The organism is Actinomadura monticuli (assembly GCF_041463655.1).
Lineage (GTDB): Bacteria > Actinomycetota > Actinomycetes > Streptosporangiales > Streptosporangiaceae > Spirillospora > Spirillospora monticuli.
The window spans coordinates 116559-134298 of sequence record NZ_JAXCEI010000004.1; the positions used below are offsets into that span (position 1 = coordinate 116559).

Annotated in this window: 16 protein-coding genes; 3 read left to right on the forward strand and 13 right to left on the reverse strand. The window is 71.6% G+C overall.

Features of this window, described 5'->3' with window-relative positions; all coding sequences use genetic code 11:
* Positions 1-16 precede the first annotated feature (16 nt).
* The 4 genes from SM611_RS09725 to SM611_RS09740 all read right to left on the reverse strand — a co-directional run bounded on the left by SM611_RS09725 (position 17) and on the right by SM611_RS09740 (position 3020).
* Complete coding sequence (locus tag SM611_RS09725) at positions 17-601, reverse strand: TerD family protein (RefSeq protein WP_371948901.1); 585 nt, start codon at positions 599-601, stop codon at positions 17-19.
* A gap of 52 nt (positions 602-653) precedes the next feature.
* Entirely contained in the window at positions 654-1772 is a 1119-nt protein-coding gene (locus SM611_RS09730) for a DUF475 domain-containing protein (RefSeq protein ID WP_371948902.1), read from the reverse strand.
* Between the two features lie 62 nt (positions 1773-1834).
* Positions 1835-2413, reverse strand: a complete 579-nt coding sequence (locus SM611_RS09735) for a TerD family protein (RefSeq protein ID WP_371948903.1) — start codon at positions 2411-2413, stop codon at positions 1835-1837.
* Positions 2414-2444: 31 nt separating this feature from the next.
* Positions 2445-3020 carry a TerD family protein gene (locus tag SM611_RS09740; protein WP_371948905.1) on the reverse strand — a complete coding sequence of 192 codons (576 nt, stop codon included), beginning with the start codon at positions 3018-3020 and terminating at the stop codon, positions 2445-2447.
* A 194-nt stretch (positions 3021-3214) separates the two neighbouring features.
* Here SM611_RS09740 and SM611_RS09745 point away from each other — a divergent pair, with 194 nt between their 5' ends.
* Positions 3215-4465, forward strand: a complete 1251-nt coding sequence (locus tag SM611_RS09745) for a molecular chaperone DnaJ (RefSeq protein ID WP_371948906.1) — start codon at positions 3215-3217, stop codon at positions 4463-4465.
* A gap of 4 nt (positions 4466-4469) precedes the next feature.
* On the opposite strand, the gene efeB is transcribed toward SM611_RS09745, so the two are convergent.
* From efeB to SM611_RS09785, 8 genes are all read right to left on the reverse strand, one after another.
* Positions 4470-5702 (reverse strand): iron uptake transporter deferrochelatase/peroxidase subunit, encoded by a 1233-nt coding sequence (gene efeB, locus SM611_RS09750; protein ID WP_371948908.1) that lies wholly within the window; start codon positions 5700-5702, stop codon positions 4470-4472.
* A gap of 25 nt (positions 5703-5727) precedes the next feature.
* On the reverse strand, positions 5728-6858 hold the full coding sequence (gene efeO / locus SM611_RS09755) for an iron uptake system protein EfeO (protein WP_371948910.1): 1131 nt from the start codon (positions 6856-6858) through the stop codon (positions 5728-5730).
* Between the two features lie 133 nt (positions 6859-6991).
* On the reverse strand, positions 6992-7456 hold the full coding sequence (locus SM611_RS09760) for a YbjQ family protein (protein ID WP_371948911.1): 465 nt from the start codon (positions 7454-7456) through the stop codon (positions 6992-6994).
* Positions 7457-7565: 109 nt separating this feature from the next.
* Complete coding sequence (gene rpoD / locus SM611_RS09765) at positions 7566-8711, reverse strand: RNA polymerase sigma factor RpoD (RefSeq protein WP_371949470.1); 1146 nt, start codon at positions 8709-8711, stop codon at positions 7566-7568.
* A gap of 71 nt (positions 8712-8782) precedes the next feature.
* Positions 8783-10747: a DNA primase gene (dnaG, locus tag SM611_RS09770; RefSeq protein ID WP_371948912.1), complete on the reverse strand. Its 1965-nt coding sequence runs from the start codon at positions 10745-10747 to the stop codon at positions 8783-8785.
* Positions 10748-10843: 96 nt separating this feature from the next.
* On the reverse strand, positions 10844-12382 hold the full coding sequence (locus SM611_RS09775) for a M20/M25/M40 family metallo-hydrolase (RefSeq protein WP_371948914.1): 1539 nt from the start codon (positions 12380-12382) through the stop codon (positions 10844-10846).
* Between the two features lie 80 nt (positions 12383-12462).
* Complete coding sequence (locus tag SM611_RS09780) at positions 12463-13104, reverse strand: Rid family hydrolase (protein ID WP_371948915.1); 642 nt, start codon at positions 13102-13104, stop codon at positions 12463-12465.
* Positions 13101-14708, reverse strand: coding sequence for an FAD-dependent oxidoreductase (locus tag SM611_RS09785; RefSeq protein ID WP_371948916.1), 1608 nt, complete (start codon positions 14706-14708; stop codon positions 13101-13103). Before SM611_RS09785 ends, SM611_RS09780 begins: the two co-directional genes overlap by 4 nt.
* A gap of 250 nt (positions 14709-14958) precedes the next feature.
* Here SM611_RS09785 and SM611_RS09790 point away from each other — a divergent pair, with 250 nt between their 5' ends.
* Positions 14959-16230 (forward strand): ABC transporter ATP-binding protein, encoded by a 1272-nt coding sequence (locus SM611_RS09790; RefSeq protein WP_371948918.1) that lies wholly within the window; start codon positions 14959-14961, stop codon positions 16228-16230.
* A 112-nt stretch (positions 16231-16342) separates the two neighbouring features.
* Here SM611_RS09790 and SM611_RS09795 read toward each other — a convergent pair whose 3' ends face one another.
* A complete protein-coding gene (locus SM611_RS09795; protein WP_371948919.1) occupies positions 16343-16723 on the reverse strand; it encodes a MerR family transcriptional regulator in 381 nt (126 codons plus the stop codon).
* A gap of 142 nt (positions 16724-16865) precedes the next feature.
* Between SM611_RS09795 and SM611_RS09800 the strand changes: the two genes are divergently transcribed.
* Positions 16866-17735 (forward strand): LLM class F420-dependent oxidoreductase, encoded by an 870-nt coding sequence (locus SM611_RS09800; protein ID WP_371948920.1) that lies wholly within the window; start codon positions 16866-16868, stop codon positions 17733-17735.
* Positions 17736-17740: the final 5 nt, after the last annotated feature.

Here is a 17740-nt window from a genome sequence, read left to right on the forward strand (position 1 = left end):
GACCCGCTCGTCGGGCTCAGAGGTGGGACGACACGGCGGGCAGCAGGTGCTGGAACGTGCGCCCGGTCGCGGTCGCGCCGATCGCCGTCATCGACCAGCCCTGCCCGTCCCGCGACACCTTGGCCATGATCTGCGCGTTGTGCTGGCCGGCGCCGCTCAGGTCGTAGCGGGCGATCTCCTGTCCGGTGCTCTCGTCCACGAGCCGGCAGAACGCGTTCGCGATCTGCGAGAAGTCCTGCCCGGTGAAGGAGTTCACCGTGAACACCAGCTGGGTGACGTTGGCGGGCAGGCCCTGCAGGTCGACGTTGATGACCTCGTCGTCGCCCTCGCCCTCGCCCTCGCCGGTCAGGTTGTCGCCGGTGTGCTGGACCGATCCGTCCTTGCTGCGCAGCTGGCGGAACCACACCTGGTCGGCGAGGTTCCCGGCGGCGTCGAACAGCAGGCAGGACGCGTCCAGGTCGATCGACTGCGCCTTGCCCTTGCCGAACAGGCCCTTCTTGGCGACGGCGTCCCAGCCGAGCCCCATCCTGACCCGGCTGAGCGTCCCGCCGCCGGGTTTGGCGAGCGAGACCTTCTGCCCTTTCTGCAGCGAGATTGACATCGTTCGGCTCCTTTGGTGAATCGATGCTGGTCGCGGGGACGGGACGCGCCGGTCAGACGTTGCTGGAGTGCAACTGCTTGTCGCCGCCGGACGGCGTCCCGGACGCGCCCCCGTCCTCGCCCCGGTTGCGGACGACGGAGCTGACGAACGCCGCGATGATCAGGCCGGCGCCGAGCCCGCCGGTGATCCACTCGGGCACGTGGTGCCCGATGCTGATCAGCATGCAGGTCGCGAGCGCGCCGATCGCCCAGTGCGCGCCGTGCTCCAGGTAGACGTACTCGTGCAGGGTCCCCTTGCGGACCAGGAAGACCGTCAGGGACCGGATGTACATGGCGCCGATGCCGAGCCCCAGCGCGATGACGATCGGGTCGGTGCTGATCGCGAACGCGCCGATGACGCCGTCGAAGCTGAACGAGGCGTCCAGCACCTCCAGGTAGAGGAACAGGAAGAACCCGGCCTTCCCGGTGGCCAGCGCCAGCGGGCTGGGGCCGGACCGCCCCGCCGGGGCCTCGGCCGCCTCCTCGCCGTCCTCGTCCCCGTCGTCCTCGCTCGCCTCCGAGAACAGCTCGCCCAGCCCGTTGACCAGGATGTAGGTCACCATGCCGAGCACGCCCGCGATCATGACGTTGCCCGGGTCGTCCGCCGACAGCCACGCCACGAGCGCCAGCGAGCCGCCCGCGACGACCACCGACAGCTGGTCCAGCTTGCCGATGCGGGCGAGCGGCTTCTCCAGCCACGGCAGCCACTTGTCGGCGCGCTCCTGGAACACGAAGTCCAGGAACAGCATCATCAGGAACATGCCGCCGAACGCCGCGATCATCGGGTAGGCGTCGTTCATCAGCTCGTGGTAGCGGTGCGAGTTGTTGAGCGCGAGGTCGAACGCCTCGACGGGCCCGAGCTTGGCGGTGATGCCCACGATCAGCAGCGGGAAGACCAGCCGCATGCCGAACACCGCGATCGCGATGCCGACGGTGAGGAAGATCTTCTGCCAGAAGGGGCTCATCCTGTCGAGCACCTTGGCGTTGACCACGGCGTTGTCGAACGACAGCGAGACCTCGAGGATCGCCAGCACGGCCACCAGGGCCAGCCCGGTCGGCCCGTCGTAGAAGAAGGCGGCCACCAGCCCGAGAGCGGTGATGCCGAAGGACCAACCGAAGGTGCGAAGAATCATGCGCGTATTTCTGCTAGTGAGGACGGCCGGGCGAGGCGGCCGAGGTGCGGGGTGGCCGGCCTTCAGCCGACGTTGACGCCGAAGTCCATCGCGATGCCCGCCAGACCGGAGGCGTACCCCTGTCCGACGGCCCTGAACTTCCACTCGCCGCCGTGCCGGTACAGCTCGCCGAAGACCATGGCCGTCTCGGTGGACGCGTCCTCGGTCAGGTCGAAGCGGGCGAGCTCGTTGCCGTCGGTCCGGTTGACGATCCGGATGAAGGCGTTGCGGACCTGGCCGAAGCTCTGGTGCCGGTTGTCGGCGTCGTAGATCGAGACCGGGAACACGATGCGCTCGCACTCGGCGGGCACCGCGGTGAGGTCCACGTTGATCGACTCGTCGTCGCCCTCGCCCTCACCGGTCAGGTTGTCGCCGGTGTGCTCCACCGAGCCGTCCGGGCTCTTCAGGTTGTTGAAGAACACGAAGTGCTGGTCGGACATGACCTTGCCGGTGGAGGCCAGCATCAGCGCGGACGCGTCCAGGTCGAAGTCGGCGCCGGTGGTGGCGCGGACGTCCCAGCCGAGGCCGACGGTGACCGCGGTGAGGTTGGGCGCGGCCTTCGTCAGCGAGACGTTGCCGCCCTTGGCGAGTGAAACTCCCATGTTCGGGCCGTTCCCTTCCCTGTGTGCGTGTTCAGAGGTTGACGCCGAAGTCCGTCGCGATGCCCGCCAGCCCGGACGCGTAACCCTGGCCGACCGCGCGGAACTTCCATTCCGTCCCGTTGCGGTACAGCTCGCCGAAGACCATCGCGGTCTCCATCGAGGCGTCCTCGGACAGGTCGTAGCGCGCCATCTCGGCCCCGCCGGCCTGGTTCAGCACGCGGATGTAGGCGTTGCGGACCTGCCCGAAGTTCTGCCCCCGGCTGTCGGCGTCGTAGATCGACACCGCGAACGCCACCCGCTCGGCGGCGGCCGGCATCGCACCGAAGTTCACCTTGAGCTGCTCGTCGTCGCCCTCGCCCGCGCCGGTGGTGTTGTCGCCGGAGTGCTCGACGGCGCCGTCGGGGGTGCGGAGGTTGTTGAAGAACACGAAGTGCTGGTCGGTGATGATCTTGCCGGAGGCGTCCAGCACCATGGCGGAGGCGTCGAGGTCGAAGTCCGTGCCGGTGGTCGTGCGGAGGTCCCAGCCGAGACCGACGGTCACCGCGGTCAGTCCGGGCGCCTGCTTGGTGAGCGAGACATTGCCGCCTTTGCTCAGGCTGACGGGCACGATGGGCCTCCAAGATCGCATGCCTACCGGACGCCGACCCGGCGCCCAGCCTTATCGACGTAGCAGCGATGCTATCCGTTCCATCCGTTGTCAACCCGTGATGCCGACCGATATGCCCGAGAAGCGGTGGCGCACCCGGGGCGCGAACATCCGGCCGTCTGGGCCAGACTGGGCAGGGACGAAGGGAGGCAGCGTTGCGCGGACCGGGCGACCAGCGCCGCCGGGGCGGCGGCAGGGGGGCGCAGGCGGCCGCGGCGGCCGTCGAGGCGAGGGAGGCGGCGGCGGCCGCCTTCTACGACATGGACCAGGCGCAGAAGTTCATCGACGGCCGGGTCACCGTGTTCGAGGACCTGGACGCGGCGGCCGCCGCGCCCGTCCGGCGCGAGTTCGCCGGGCTGTCGGAGTCCGCCGACGCCGCGTCCGTCGCCTACATCTCGGTCCTGGACGCGCACGACCTCGATGACCGGGACCGGTCACCCGCCGAGTACGACGCTGCCCGCCGCGCGTTCATCGCGTCCACCGAGCGGCTGCAGCAGATCACCCGGAACCTGAACGGCTTCGCCGAGCGGCTCGCCCCGCGGATGGCCCGGCTGGAGGCCGCGCTCGACCAGCTCCCGCCCCGGCTGAGCGCCGCCCGCGCCGCGGTGGGCGCCGCCGACGCCGCCGTCACCGCGGCCAGTGACGCGGGGATGGACGCGTCCGAGCCCGAGGCCGAGCTGGCCCGCGCCCGCCAGGTCCTCGCGCAGCTCGGCTCCAAGGGGCTCGGCGGCCTCGGCCTGGACGGCGCCATCCGCAAGGCCGAGGAGGTCCGCGAGATCGCCGAGCGGGCCCGGGAGGCCGCGGCGGAGCTGCCGCAGCTCGCGCAGAAGGTCCGCAACTCGCTCGCCTCCGTCCGGACGCGGGCGGACGCCGCGGCGAACCGCGTCGGGCTCGTCCAGGAGGCGATGCGGGTGCTGGTGCGCGGCTACTCGCAGGCGTGCTGGCAGGACCTCAAGGGCGCGCCGGAGTCCATCGAGGCGGCCGTCACCCGGGCCCGGGAGCGGCTGAACGAGGCGTCCGCGCACATCGCCCGCACCGAGTGGAAGGACGCGCAGCGGGCGCTCACGGCCGCGCGCACCGAGCTGAACGCCGCCGACCGCCGGGCCGGCCAGGTCACCGGGCGGGTGGAGGAGCTGAAGGCGGTCGCCGCCGACCCGGCGCGGCCCGCGGAGAGCGCCCGGTTCGCCGTGCGGGACGCGCAGCGGCTCGCCATGGCCCAGCCCGGCGGCGCCGCGCCGCAGCACGCCCGGGTGCTGGACGCGCTCGTCGGGCGGCTGGAGGACGCGCCGAAGCGGCTCACCGGCGCCCACCCCGACTACTGGGCCTACCTCCAGGAGCTGGAGTCGATCAAGACGGCCGCGGGCGACGTCGTGGCCCGCATCCGCTCGGAGCGGGCGCAGGGCTGAGGCCCTAGGCGAAGAGGGTCTCGCCCCAGTAGCCGCCCTCGCCGACCCCGGGCGGGCACGCGTAGACGCCCGACCCGACGTGCTGGATGTACTCGTTCAGCGCGTCGGTGGCCAGCGACTCCTGGACGGGGATGAACCCCTTGCGCGGGTCGCGCTGGAACGCGATGAAGAACAGGCCCGCCTCCAGCCGCCCGAGGCCGTCGGACCCGTCGGTGAAGGAGTAGCCCCGCCGCAGGATCCGGGCGCCGTGGTTGGAGTCGGGATGCGCGAGCCGGACGTGCGCGTCCGGCTTCATCCGCGCCAGGACGGGCTTGTCGCGCTCCTTCTTCCGCCCGACCGGGGCGCCCTCGCCCTTGCTGCGGCCGAAGATGTCCTCCTGCTCGCGCAGCGACGTGCGGTCCCAGGTCTCGATGTGCATCCGGATGCGGCGGGCGACGAGGTAGGAGCCGCCCGCCATCCACGCGGCGCCGTCGCCCTTCCCCGCCCACACGTGCTCGTCGAGCAGCGCCCCGTCGTCCGCGCCGATGTTGTTGGTGCCGTCCTTGAACCCGAACAGGTTGCGCGGGGTCTGCGCGTCCGGCGTCGTCGAGGACGTCTTGCCGAACCCGAGCTGCGACCAGCGGACCGAGACCGTCCCGAACCCGATCCGCGCCAGGTTCCGGATCGCGTGCACCGCGACCTGCGGGTCGTCCGCGCACGCCTGGACGGCGATGTCGCCGCCGCCGCGGTCGGGGTCGAGGTTGTCGCCGGGGAAGTGCGGCAGGTCGACCAGGGCGGCCGGGCGGCGCGCCTTGAGGCCGAACCGGTCCTCGCCGTCCTTCTCGAACAGGGTCGGGCCGAACCCGATCGTCAGCGTGAGCCGGGACGGCGGCAGGCCGAGGGCCTCGCCGGTGTCGTCCGGCGGGGCCACCGCCGGCCCGCCGACCGCGCCGTCCCCGACCGGCCTCCCGGCGGTCATGGCGGCGGCCGCGGCCGTCCACTCCCTGAGCATCCGGACGAGCCGGCCGCGGTCGCCGGTCGTCACGTCGAACGCGGCGAAGTGCAGCCGGTCCTGGACGGGGGTGGCGATGCCCGCCTGGTGCGCGCCGTGGAACGCGACGGCCGCGCCGGCGTCGGCGTCCTCCTCGGCGAGCGCCACCCGGTCCAGGCCCGCGCCGGCGGCGGCGCCGACCACCAGGCTCGCGCCGGAGAAGCCCAGCATCCTGCGCCGGGACATCCCCGGCCGCACCTCGGTCATCTCGCCGCCACCCTTCCGTTCCCGTTCACTTCGCGACGACTTCGGCGAGCCTGGACAGCGGCTCGCCCAGCGCGTTCACCGCGTCGGCCAGGTCCTTGCGGTCGTCCTTGCCGACCTTGTCGTAGGACACGTAGCCGTCGCCCTCCTCGTGCTTCTTCAGCAGCTCCTCGACCTTGGCGAAGTTGCCGTCGAGGTCCTTGGCGAGCTGGGCGTCCCGCTCCTGGACGACCGGCCTCAGCAGCTCGTGGATCTTCTTGGCGCCGTCGACGTTGGCCTTGAAGTCGACGAGGTCGGTGTGGCTGAACGCCTCCTCCTCGCCGGTCACCTTGCCGGTGGCGACCTCGTCCAGCAGCTCCTTCGCGCCGCCCGCCATGTCGTTGACGGGGTCGAGGGTGAGGCCGGGCAGCCGCGACTTCAGCGTCTCCAGGTCGGCCAGGAGCCGGTCGCCGTACTCCGCCTTGCCCTTGACGGAGCCGTCCTCCCAGAGGGCCTTCTCCAGCAGGTGCCAGCCGGACCAGTCCTTCTTCTCCTCCGGCTTGAGGTCGGCCTCGCGGGCGTCGACCTTCGGGTCGATGTCGCCGAACTTCTCCGCGACCGGCTCGATCGTCTCCCAGCCGACGCGGGACGGCGCGTACAGCTCCTTGGCCTTCTTCACGTCGTTCGCCTTGACGGCGTCGACGAACTCGCGGGTCTTGGCGATCGTGTCGTCGAGCCGGACGATGACGAACGCCTTGTAGTCGGCGGCGGCCTTGGCCAGCCGCGCGTCGCCGCCGCCCGCGGAGGCGCCGGTGACCGTCACGTTCTGGGTCGGGCCCTTGCCGGTCTGCCCGGCACTGCACAGCAGCGTGAACTGGCCCGCCGGCAGGTTCACGACGAAGTCGACGCTGGTGCCGGGGCCGATGTTCTCCCGCTCGGCGAGGATCTTGCCGTCGGCCTTGAGGACCTCGAACTCGTTGACCTTCGAGCCCTTGTTGGTGACCTTGAAGGTGGTCTTGCCCGCGGTGAGGTCGGTCTTGGCCACCTCGCAGGTGTCGTCGGTCGCCGTCACCGGGATGGCGCCCGCGGCGTCCGCCTCGTCGTCACCGCCGCAGGCCGAGAGCAGGGACATCGACACGGCGGCGGCGCCGGCGAGCGCGAGGACGGACACAGGACGCATCAGGGACTCCAGAGGGCGAGCAAATGGTTAGGCTTACCTAAATTAGCGAAGCCTCTCCTCACCCCGTCAAGTGGCCCCCCCGGCCAGTGCGTCGGCGCCGTCCGTGCCGCCGTGCCGCCGGGCCGCCGCGCCGTCAGCGCGGGCGGTCCTGGAGGCCCATCGTGAGGTTGCGCGCGGCCATCGGCGGCCCGCCGGGCTGCGGCTCCCCGTAGGGCGGGACGTGCCCTGGCTGCGCGGGCCGCTGCTGCTGGTACTGCGGCGCCTGGTCGCGCTGCTGGCCCGCCGGCTCCGCCCAGACGGCCGTCCCGTACGCGCAGACCTCGAAGCCCCCGCCCACCTGGGCGGTGTCGAAGCGCATGCCGACGACCGTGTTGGCGCCCTTGCGGCGCGCCTCCTCGCCGAGCCGGTCCATGGCCTCGCGGCGCGCCGCCGCGAGGCTGGCCGCCGGCCGCTCCCCCGTCACCCGGAACGTCGCGCTGCTCCCGCCCCCGGGCTGCGGCGCCGGCGCCTGGTCGGCCTGCAGGGCCGTCCCGAGGACCTCCCCGAGCACGCTCCTGATCTCGTACCCGGGCACGCCGTCAGTCGTCACGATCAGCATGCCACCACGGTAGATGACCGCTCGGACGAAAAGCGACGAAAACGCCAGGAGTCGCCCGTCCTCGCCCGTCCTCCCGGCGATGCGGCCGGGGGGACGGGCGGACCGGCCGTCACTCCAGGTATTCGCGGAGCATCTGCGCGCGGGACGGGTGGCGCAGCTTCGCCAGCGTCTTGGACTCGATCTGGCGGATCCGCTCCCGCGTCACGCCGAACTCGCGGCCGACCTCCTCCAGCGTGCGCGGATGGCCGTCGGCCAGGCCGAAGCGCAGCTGGATGATGCGCTGCTCCCGGTCCGACAGGGTGCCGAGGATGTCCTCCAGCTGGTCCTGGAGAAGGATGAACGCCGCGGCCTCGATCGGCACGACGGCGTCCGCGTCCTCGATGAAGTCGCCGAGATCGGAGTCCTCCTCACCGATCGGCGACTGCAGCGAGACCGGCTCCTGGGCGATGCGCTGGATCTCCACCACCCGGACGGGCGACAGGCCCATCTCCAGGCCGATCTCCTCGGGGCTCGGCTCCCGGCCGAGGTCCTGGTGCATCTGCCGCTGCACCCGGACCAGCTTGTTGATCGTCTCCACCATGTGGACCGGGATGCGGATCGTCCGGGCCTGGTCGGCGATCGCCCGGGTGATCGCCTGCCGGATCCACCAGGTGGCGTAGGTCGAGAACTTGAACCCTTTCGTGTAGTCGAACTTCTCGACCGCGCGGATGAGTCCGAGATTTCCCTCCTGGATCAGGTCGAGGAAGAGCATTCCCCGGCCGACGTAGCGTTTCGCGATCGAGACCACCAGCCGCAGGTTGGCCTCGATCAGGCGTTGCTTCGCCCGCATGCCTTCGCGGGAGAGCTGTTCGAGGTCGAGCAGCTCGCCGCGGGCGAGGACGGCGGTACGCGCCATCTTCTCCTCGGCGAACAGGCCCGCCTCGATCGATTTCGCGAGTTCTACTTCATCTTCTGCCGTGAGAAGCGGTACGCGACCGATCTCTCTCAGGTAGATCCGAACCAGGTCGCTCGTCGGCGCCCGCTTGCCGAGGTCTCCCTCATCCGCTCGCGCGACGTCCTCGGTCTCCTGCTGAGACTCGAGGACCTCCACCCCCTGCTCTGCGAGCATCCGGACGACCCGCTCCAGGGAGTCGTCCGGCAAGTCCGAGCGATCGAGTGCGGCAGCAACGTCCTCGACGGTCACACCGCCGCGTTCTCTGCCACGTGCGACGAGGTCCGCCACCTGATCAACCGATGGCGCCTCGCTTGGCAGCACCGAAGGGCCCACGCAGACAGTCTGCGTCAAAGGAGGCCTAGATCACAGGACCCATTTTGCGGTCTCTTGACTTACTGTGATCCAAGCCCTCGCTCCCGCAACACCCGTCTCTGCTGCTCAAGCGCGACAAGATCGCCGAAGAGCTTGTGGTACTCCTCCTGCGCCTCGACCGGATTCAGCCGCCCGAGTTTAGATTTCGCCTCGGCGATCATGCGGGTGAGCTGGCGTTCCTGTATCCGGGCCAGCAATTCCCCGGCATAACGGTCATCCGATTCCTGGGCGGACCGGACCGGCTCCACGCCAAGTTTGGTGATCAGGTCCCTGAGCTGGTCGTTCGGCGCGCTCTCCAGGAGGAGCGCGACCCACTCGGCGACGCCCCCGGCCGCCGTCACGCCGCCGGCCGCCGCGATCACCGCGCGCACGCCCGCGTGCGGCGGCGCGATGAACGCCTCCGCCGGGACCTCGTCGAACGCCGGCCCGAGCAGCGCCGGCCGCTGCACGGCCAGTTTCAGCAGCTCCCGCTCGCGCTGCACCTCCGGGTCGGACGGGTCGAACGCCGGCCGCGGCGGCGCCTGCGGTTCGCCGTGCCCGTTCCCGGGCCGTCCGTTCCCGGGCCGTCCGTTCCCGGGCCGTCCGTTCTCGTGGCGCCCGTTGCCGTCGTGGCGGTCGTGGCGCCCGTTGCCCGCCTGGGCGCGGGCGTGCCGCCGGTTCGCGAGCTCCCGGACGCGGCGCAGCACGAACTGCTCGTCCATGATGCCGACCCAGCGGTCGAGGTTGACGGCGTACATGTGCCGGCGGGACCGGTCCTTGATGGCGGCGACGACCGGGGCCGCGGCGTCCAGCGCGGCGAGCCGCCCCTCGACGGTATCGAGGTCGTGCTGCTCGATCGCGCTGCGCACCGCGAACTCGAACAGCGGCAGCCGGGCCGCGATCAGGTCGCGCACCGCCGCGTCGCCGTGCCGGATGCGCAGGTCGCAGGGGTCGAGCCCGTCCGGCTGGACGGCGACGAACGTCTGCGAGACGAACTTCTGCTCGTCGTCGAAGGCGCGCAGCGCAGCCTTCCGGCCGGCCGCGTCGCCGTCGAAGGTGAAGATCACCTCACCGCGGAACTCGTCCTGGTCCATGAGGAGGCGGCGCAGCACCTTGATGTGGTCGTCGCCGAACGCCGTCCCGCAGGTGGCGATCGCCGTCGGGACGCCCGCGAGATGGCAGGCCATCACGTCGGTGTAGCCCTCGACCACCACGGCCTGCCGGCGCCGCGCGATCTCCTTCTTGGCGAGGTCGGCGCCGTACAGCACCGAGCTCTTGTGGAAGAGCGGAGACTCGGGGGTGTTCAGGTACTTGGGGCCGTCGTCGTCCTCGTAGAGCCGGCGCGCGCCGAACCCGATGACGTCGCCGGACAGGTCGCGGATCGGCCACATCAGCCGGCCGCGGAACCGGTCCATCGGGCCGCGCCGCCCCTCCTTGGCGAGGCCGCCGGCGACGATGTCGCGGTCGGCGAACCCGCGGCCGCGCAGGTGCCGGACGAGGCCCTCCCACTCGCGCGGCGCGAACCCCACGCCGAAGCGGTCGGCGTCGGCGGCCTCGAAACCGCGCTCGGACAGGAACGTGCGCCCGATCGCCCCCTCGGGGGACTGGAGCTGCCCGGCGTAGTACTCGGCCGCGGCCCTGTGCGCCTCGATCAGCCGGGCGCGCTGCCCGCCGTCCTGCCGGGGGCCGCGCCCGCCGCCCTCCTCGTAGCGCAGCTGGATGCCGGCCTGCGCGGCGAGCCGCTCCACCGCCTCGGAGAACGACAGGTGCTCGATCTCCTGGACGAACTTGATGACGTCGCCGCCCGCCTCGCAGCCGAAGCAGAAGTACAGGCCGCGCGAGGGCGTCACGTTGAACGACGGCGACTTCTCGTCGTGGAACGGGCAGAGGCCCTTGAGGTTGCCTCCGCCCGCGCTGCGGAGCTGCAGGTACTCGCCGATCACGGCGTCGATCGACGCCCGCTCCCGGACGAGCGCGATGTCCTCATTGCGAATCCTGCCTGCCACGACAAGGGAGTCTACGGCGGCCCCGTGACACCGGAGCCATCACAGCCGCACCGGCATCGGCGGCGGACGGCGCCCGTGCCGGATCTGCCCGTGCCGTCAGCGGACCCTGAACCGGTCGAAGAGCCGGTACATGAACTCCGTCCCCCGGCCGAGGGCGGCGACCGAGATGCGCTCGTCGTTGCCGTGCATGCCGATCAGCTGGTCGTTGTCCAGGACATACGGGTAGACGCCGTAGCCGGGCACGCCGCGGGACGTCCAGGGGGACAGGCTCGTCCCGGCCTCGAACAGCGCGGGGGCGAAGACGGCCTCGGGGTAGGTCTTCCGAGCGGCGGTCTCGATCGCGGTGAACAGCGGGGAGTCGATGCTGGACGGTGGCTTCGCGAAGGTGTCGTCGAGGCGTTTCAGGGCGTCCGCCTCGCTCTCGCCCGCCGCGCCGACCAGCCTGACCTCCACATCCCGGTCGGCGAGCAGTTCCCGGACCTCGGCGAGGAAGTCCCGCGGGCGCTGGCCCCCCGGGACTCCGCGGCAGTTGACGCGGGCGGTGGCCGTCGAGGGGATGACGTTCTCCTTGTAGCCCGCGTCCTCGATCACGAAGGCATGGGTGGTGCGCAGCAGGGCGCGGTGGAGCCAGGGATACGAGCTGCGCCGGACGACGACGGCCGCGGCCCGTTCGCGGGCCGCGGCCGATTTCGCGTCCAGCAGCAGCCCGATGGCGCGTTCGAACGGACGGTCCTCGGTGGCCTCGGCCAGGGCGGAGAAGTACTCGCGGGTCACCGGGGTCAGGGTGACCGGGGCCAGCCAGCCGTCGAGCTCGGCGATCGCGCGCGACAGCCTGGCGATCGCGGACCCGGGGGCGGGCTTGGACGAGTGCGTGGCGGTGCCGCCGGCGACGAGGTCGAGGTTGAAGTAGACCTTGTCCTGGCGGGTCACCGTGATGAGCATCGGGGTCGTCCGGTCCTTCTGCGCGAGGAACCAGCCGCCCTCGGTGAGCACCATCCCCGCGTCGATCTTGTCCCAGTGGTTCTGGGCGAGCCAGCGGGAGCCGTACTGCCCGGCCTCCTCGTCGCAGTCGGTGAGGACGATGATGTCCCGGTCGAACCGTCCGTCCTCCTTGAGGTGGCGCAGGAGCGCGGCGACGAACGCGGCGTTGGCGCCCTTCATGTCCAGGGCGCCGCGGCCGTAGATCTCACCGTCCTGGACGACCCCGGCGAACGGGTCGACCGACCACTTGGCGCGCTCGACCGGCACGACGTCGGAGTGGCCGAGCACGAGCAGCGGCGGCGCCGCGGTGGTGCCCTTGATCCGGGCGATGAGGTGGACGTTGTCGGCCTTGGGCGTGGGGACGATCTCGGCGGAGACGCCCGCCGACTCCCAGACCGCCTTGAGCATCTCGGCGTGCGGGCGGGTGACGCCGCCCTCGCCGAAGTTCTGGGTGTCGAACGACAGCATCTTCTTGAGCAGGGCGAGCGGGTCGAGATCGGGCGCGGCGATCCGCCGGGCGCGCGCCGGAGTCCCGCGGGCGGGCGCGGCGGCGGCGGTGCCGCCGGCGAGGACGCCGCCCGCGAGCAGGACGGCGCCCGCGCCGGTGCGGTACAGGAAGTCGCGGCGGGAGACGGGGGACGGGGAGTCGGACAAGGGGCTCCTCCTTCGACGGACGGGAGCGCCCGGCGGAGGGCCCGCAGGACGCTCCCGGACCTTGGACGGACGCGGCCGCGCTACCGGAAGGCGGCCACGACCTCCACCTCGACGAGCCAGCCCCGCACCGGGAGGTTCTCGATCTCCAGGGTGACCCGTGACGGCCGTGCGGGGTTGACGTACATGGGCGGGGCGGGCGGCGCGGTGCCGAGCGGGACGTTCACGGGCGCGCCGGTGGAGAGGTCGGTGTTGGCGAAGTACTGCCGGTAGGCGCGGTTCCATCCGGCGAAGTCCGCCGTGTCGGTGCCGGGGGCGTTGGCGAGGTAGGCCCGCATGGAGATCACGTCCCGGAGCGTGAGGCCCTGCGCCTTGAGGTTGCCGGTGATCTCTTTGAGGACGTTGAGCGACTGGGCCTCGGTGATGGTGACGCCGGGCGGCGGCGTCGGGTACTCGCTGTAGCGCTCGGGGCTGCCGGCCGGGGCGGAGGTGTCGGCCTCCCTGGGGCCGAGGCCGCTCGCGGTGTAGGTCGCGACGCCTCCCCCGACGGCGACGCCGCCGGCGATGGCCGGGTTGTTCTGCCCCGCGGGGAGCGCGGGGCGCACCTCGTGGGGGCGTGGCGGCTTCACGGGGCGTTCGGGCGCGGCGGACGCGACCCCCGTGGCCCCGACGAACGCGGCGACGAGGAACCCGCCGACGAGAATCCTGCTTGAACGCACGGTCATCCCTTCAGTACGCGCTGGTGGAGCTCGGTCACGACCTTGCGCGCGGACTCGAAGGAGCCGTGCTGCCAGGCGATCTCATAGCTGAGCCAGTCACCGGCGTAGTAGACGTTCCCCTGGGGCTGGTTGAGGAGCTTGTACTCGGCGCCGCGGGACGGCCAGCCCACCCAGCCGCCCTCGATGTGCGGCTGCCGGATCCAGGCGATGGACGCGGACGAGGCGAGGCCCTTGCGGTAGCGGTCGCCGTGGATCTTCGCCCCCTGGTCGAGGGCGCGGGCGAGGCGTCCGGCGTGCCCCATCTTGGCGTAGGTGTCGGCCTGCGCGCCGAAGTTGTAGTAGCCGACGACCAGGCCGGAGCGGCCGTGGTAGTCGTACGAGGGGTACCAGATGGTGGAGAGGTCCAGATCGGTGTTCGTGATGCCGCCGTAGATCTTCTCCTCGGTCTCCCACCAGCGGTTCCGGTACTCCAACCCGATCTTGCCGGTGGAGACCGGGACGGGCGTTCCCAGCGCGGACTGCACCGCCGCGCCCAGGTTGTGCGGGATCTTCGCGAGCACCTGCGGCGGCAGGGTGGCGATGCAGTAGTCCGCCTCCAGCACGCGGGTGCGCCCGGCCGCCTCGTACTGGATCCGCACGCCCGCGGCGAGGTTCGTGATCTCGGTGACCTTGGCGCCGGTGCGGATCCGGTCCGGCCCGACGGCCTTGGCCAGCGCGCGCGGGATGGCGTCCATGCCCCCGACGGGCTGGAACATCAGCATCGCCTGGCTGTAGCCGAACTCAAAGGAGAAGTAGCGGCCCACGCCGCTGGCCAGGACGTCCGAAAGCGAGGGCGGGGGGCCGAGGATCGTCCCCTCCACGTCGCCCGCGCCGGGGTCGACGGTGAAGCCGCGCCGGTCGCTGCCCTTGTACGCGTATCCGTCGGTCTTGGCGCCGATGGCGCCGAAACCCGACAGGAACGACAGCAGCCTCTCCTTGTCGGTCGCGGTGAGCCGCTCGTTGAGGGCGCCCTGGTCGGTGGCCTTGGCGAGCAGCTCGGAGATGTACCCGTAGACGTCGGCCTTCGCGGTGCGCCACCGGACGGGGGACTTCATCCCGGCCGACTCGTTGTAGAGATATGCCTGGGCGTTCTCGTTGGTGAAGACCTCCAGCGGGACGCCCAGTTCCCGGCAGTAGTCCATGGTCGTCATCCACTGCGCGATGCGAGCCGGGCCGGCGTTCATGTAAGTGCCGTCGCCGAACCCGACCCGCTGGGTCTCGCCGCCCGTCTCCGTGAGGCGGTCGCCGCCGCGCAGCGTGCGGTTGCGCCCGCCCACCCGGTCCTGTGCCTCCAGCACGGTGACCCGGTAGCCGGCCTTGCCCAGTTCGTACGCGGTGGCCAGCCCGGCGACGCCGGCGCCGAGCACCACGATCTTGGCGGCCGCACGGCCGCGCAACCGGAAGTCCGATTCCTGCGGGGGCTGGAAGGCGAACCGGGTGCGCGCCTCCGCGCTCGGGGCGAGGCCCAGCGCGCCCATGGTGGCGAACATGGCGCCCGCCCCGCCGGTGGCCCCGACCCTGGTGAGGAAACCACGTCTGCTGACACCCGTCGGCTCTGCCGAAGTCGCCAAGGAGCACCTCCAAGATCTTGTCGTCCGGGAAGTCTGGGACCGTTCCATTTCGGCTGGCGCCGCGAGGTGTTAGAGGCGTGTTGCCGACCGGCTCCGCCGGTAATCAACCGGTTTCGCAACCCTCACCGGCGACCCCCATGGCCGGACCCGGCCTGGCCGGCGATCGGTGACTCCCGGGGGGGTATGGACAAAGGCGCCATCGCGCGGTGTGATGACGGACCGAGATTTTGCTCACACCCAGGCGGACGCGATGACGGATGTTGTGCTCGACGGCGTCGACAAGGTGTATCCCGGCGGGCAGGTCGCCGTCCGGAAGGTCCGCCTGCGCATCAACGACGGTGAGCTGTTCGTCCTGCTCGGGCCGTCCGGCTGCGGCAAGTCCACCATCCTCCGCATGATCGCCGGGCTGGAGGAGGTCAGCGGCGGGGACCTGTGGCTGAACGGGTCGGTGGCCAACGACCTGCCGCCGCGCGAGCGGAACGTCGCCATGGTGTTCCAGGAGGGCGCGCTCTACCCGCACCGCACGGTCAAGGGCAACATGATGTTCCCCCTGGAGGTGTCCGGCGACGACCGCGCCGAGGCCAGCGCGAAGGTCGTCGAGCTGGCCCGCGCCCTCGGCCTCAACACGATGATCGACCGGCTGCCGCGCACGCTGTCCGGCGGCCAGCGGCAGCGCGCCGCGATCGGGCGGGCCCTCATCCGCGAGCCGTCCCTGTTCCTGATGGACGAGCCGCTGTCCAGCCTGGACGCGGGGCTCCGCGCCGAGCTGCGGGTCGAGATCGCCGCGCTGGTCCGCTCCACCGGCACCACCACCGTCTACGTCACGCACGACCAGGTCGAGGCCATGACGATGGCCGACCGGATGGCGGTGCTGCGCGACGGCGTCCTGGAGGACGTCGGCACCCCCGAGCAGATCTACGAGGACCCCGCGACGGTGTTCGTCGCCGCGTTCCTCAGCTCCCCGCCGATCAACCTGCTGCAGGCCACCCTGTGGGCCATCGAGGGCGAGGGGCTGCTGCTCGACTTCGGGTCGCAGCGGCTCATCGTCCCCTGGGAGGACCCCCGCGCGTCCGCGCTGATCAGCCATCACGGCCGGTCGGTCATCGTCGGGATCCGCCCGGACACCCTCGTGCCGATCTCCCCGGGCCACCCGGCGCCGCACGGGACGGTGCTGTCCGGGCAGGTCCGGGCGCTGGAGTTCCACGGGCACGAGTGGCTCGCCTACGCCGGGGCGGGCATCCCCACGATCGACGCGACCGAGGTCGGGCGCCCGCCGGCGCCGCCGCACGAGGCGGAGCGTTCCGGCTGGCGCGACCGGATGCGGGAGATGCTCGGCAGGCCGTCCCGCGAGGAGGACGTCGCCGAGGAGCACGCCGGCCACCACCGGCGGTCCGACCTGGTGTTCCGCATCGCGCCCGGCGACCGCCCGAACCGCGGCGACCACGTGGCGCTGACCGTCGACTTCGGCCGCGTGCTGTTCTTCGGCGCCGACGGCCGCCGCATCACCCCCGTCCAGCGCTAGCCGCGGCGCCCGTGAGTCGTTCGCACGAAGGCTGGAGCCGGCGCGGGCGGCGCGGAGCCCCGGGAGCGGCTGCCGGCGCTGCTCGGCCGCGATCCGGCCTGGCGGTGACCGCTCATACGGGGGCGATCTCGCAGGCGGTCATGTCCTGGTAGTAGGCGATCTTCATCCGGATCTGCTCCTGCTGGACGCGCAGGGCGGCGATCTGCTCCTCGACGCGGCGGTCGTGGTCCTGCAGCAGTTCGAGGCGCTCCTGGAACGTCTCGCCGCCGCCGCGGGCGAGTTCGGAGTAGCGGAGCATCTCCGCGATCGGCATGCCGGTGCCGCGCAGGCAGCGGAGCATGTGCAGCCAGGCCAGGTCGTCGTCGCTGAAGACGCGCCGGCCCGACGCGTTCCGGGCGATGTCCGAAAGCAGCCCGATCTTTTCGTAGTAGCGCAGGGTGTCGATGCTGAAACCGCTCTTCTCGGCGGTCTCTGCCGGGGAGTAGGAGCTCACGCCCACCAGGATTCCACCTGGAGCGCACTCCAGGTCAACATCCGCCCGGCGGGGCCGCTTGACCTGGAGCGCGCTCCAGGTCGCAGAGTGGAGGGGACGGCCTATCACGACGGCGCACCACGAGGGACAAGAGGGATTCGCCATGCGCATCGGACTTCAGGTTCCCAGTTTCACCTTTCCCGGCGGGCCGGAGCAGATCGCCCCGGTGTTCGGCCGGATGGCCCGCGAGGCCGACCAGGCGGGGCTGCACTCGTTCTGGGTGATGGACCACTTCTTCCAGATCCGCGGCGTCGGCCCATCCGAGGAGCCGATGCTGGAGGGGTACTCGGCGCTGGCGTACGCGGCGGCGCTGACGGAGCAGATCACCCTCGGGACGATGGTCACCGGCGTCACGTACCGGCACCCCGGCATCCTGGTCAAGACCGTGACCACGCTGGACGTCCTGTCCGGAGGGCGGGCGTGGCTCGGCATCGGCGCGGCGTGGAACGAGGAGGAGTCGCGCGGTCTCGGCGTCCGGTTCCCGCCGGTGGCCGAGCGGTTCGAGCGGCTGGAGGAGACGCTGCGGATCGCCCACCGGATGTGGAAGGGGGACGAGTCGGCGTTCGAGGGCGAGCACTACGCGCTGGAGCGCCCGCTGAACTCGCCGCCGGCGCTGCGGACCCCGCATCCGCCGATCCTGATCGGCGGGGGCGGCGAGAAGAAGACGCTCCGGTTCGTCGCGGAGTACGCCGACGCGTGCAACCTGTTCGACGGCGACGACCTGCCGCGCAAGCTCGACGTCCTGCGGGGGCACTGCGAGCGCGCCGGACGCGACTACGCCGAGATCGAGAAGACGTCGCTGAGCCTGTTCACCGGCGAGCCGTCCGTGGACGAGGCCGTGGAGACGATCGGGCGGCTGGCCGAGCGCGGCATCGACCACGCGATCTTCTCCCAGGGCACCGGGCAGGACCTCGCGGGCGTGCTGGCCGAGGCGCTGCCGCAGGTCGAGAAGATCGTCCCGGCCGGACGCTGACGGGC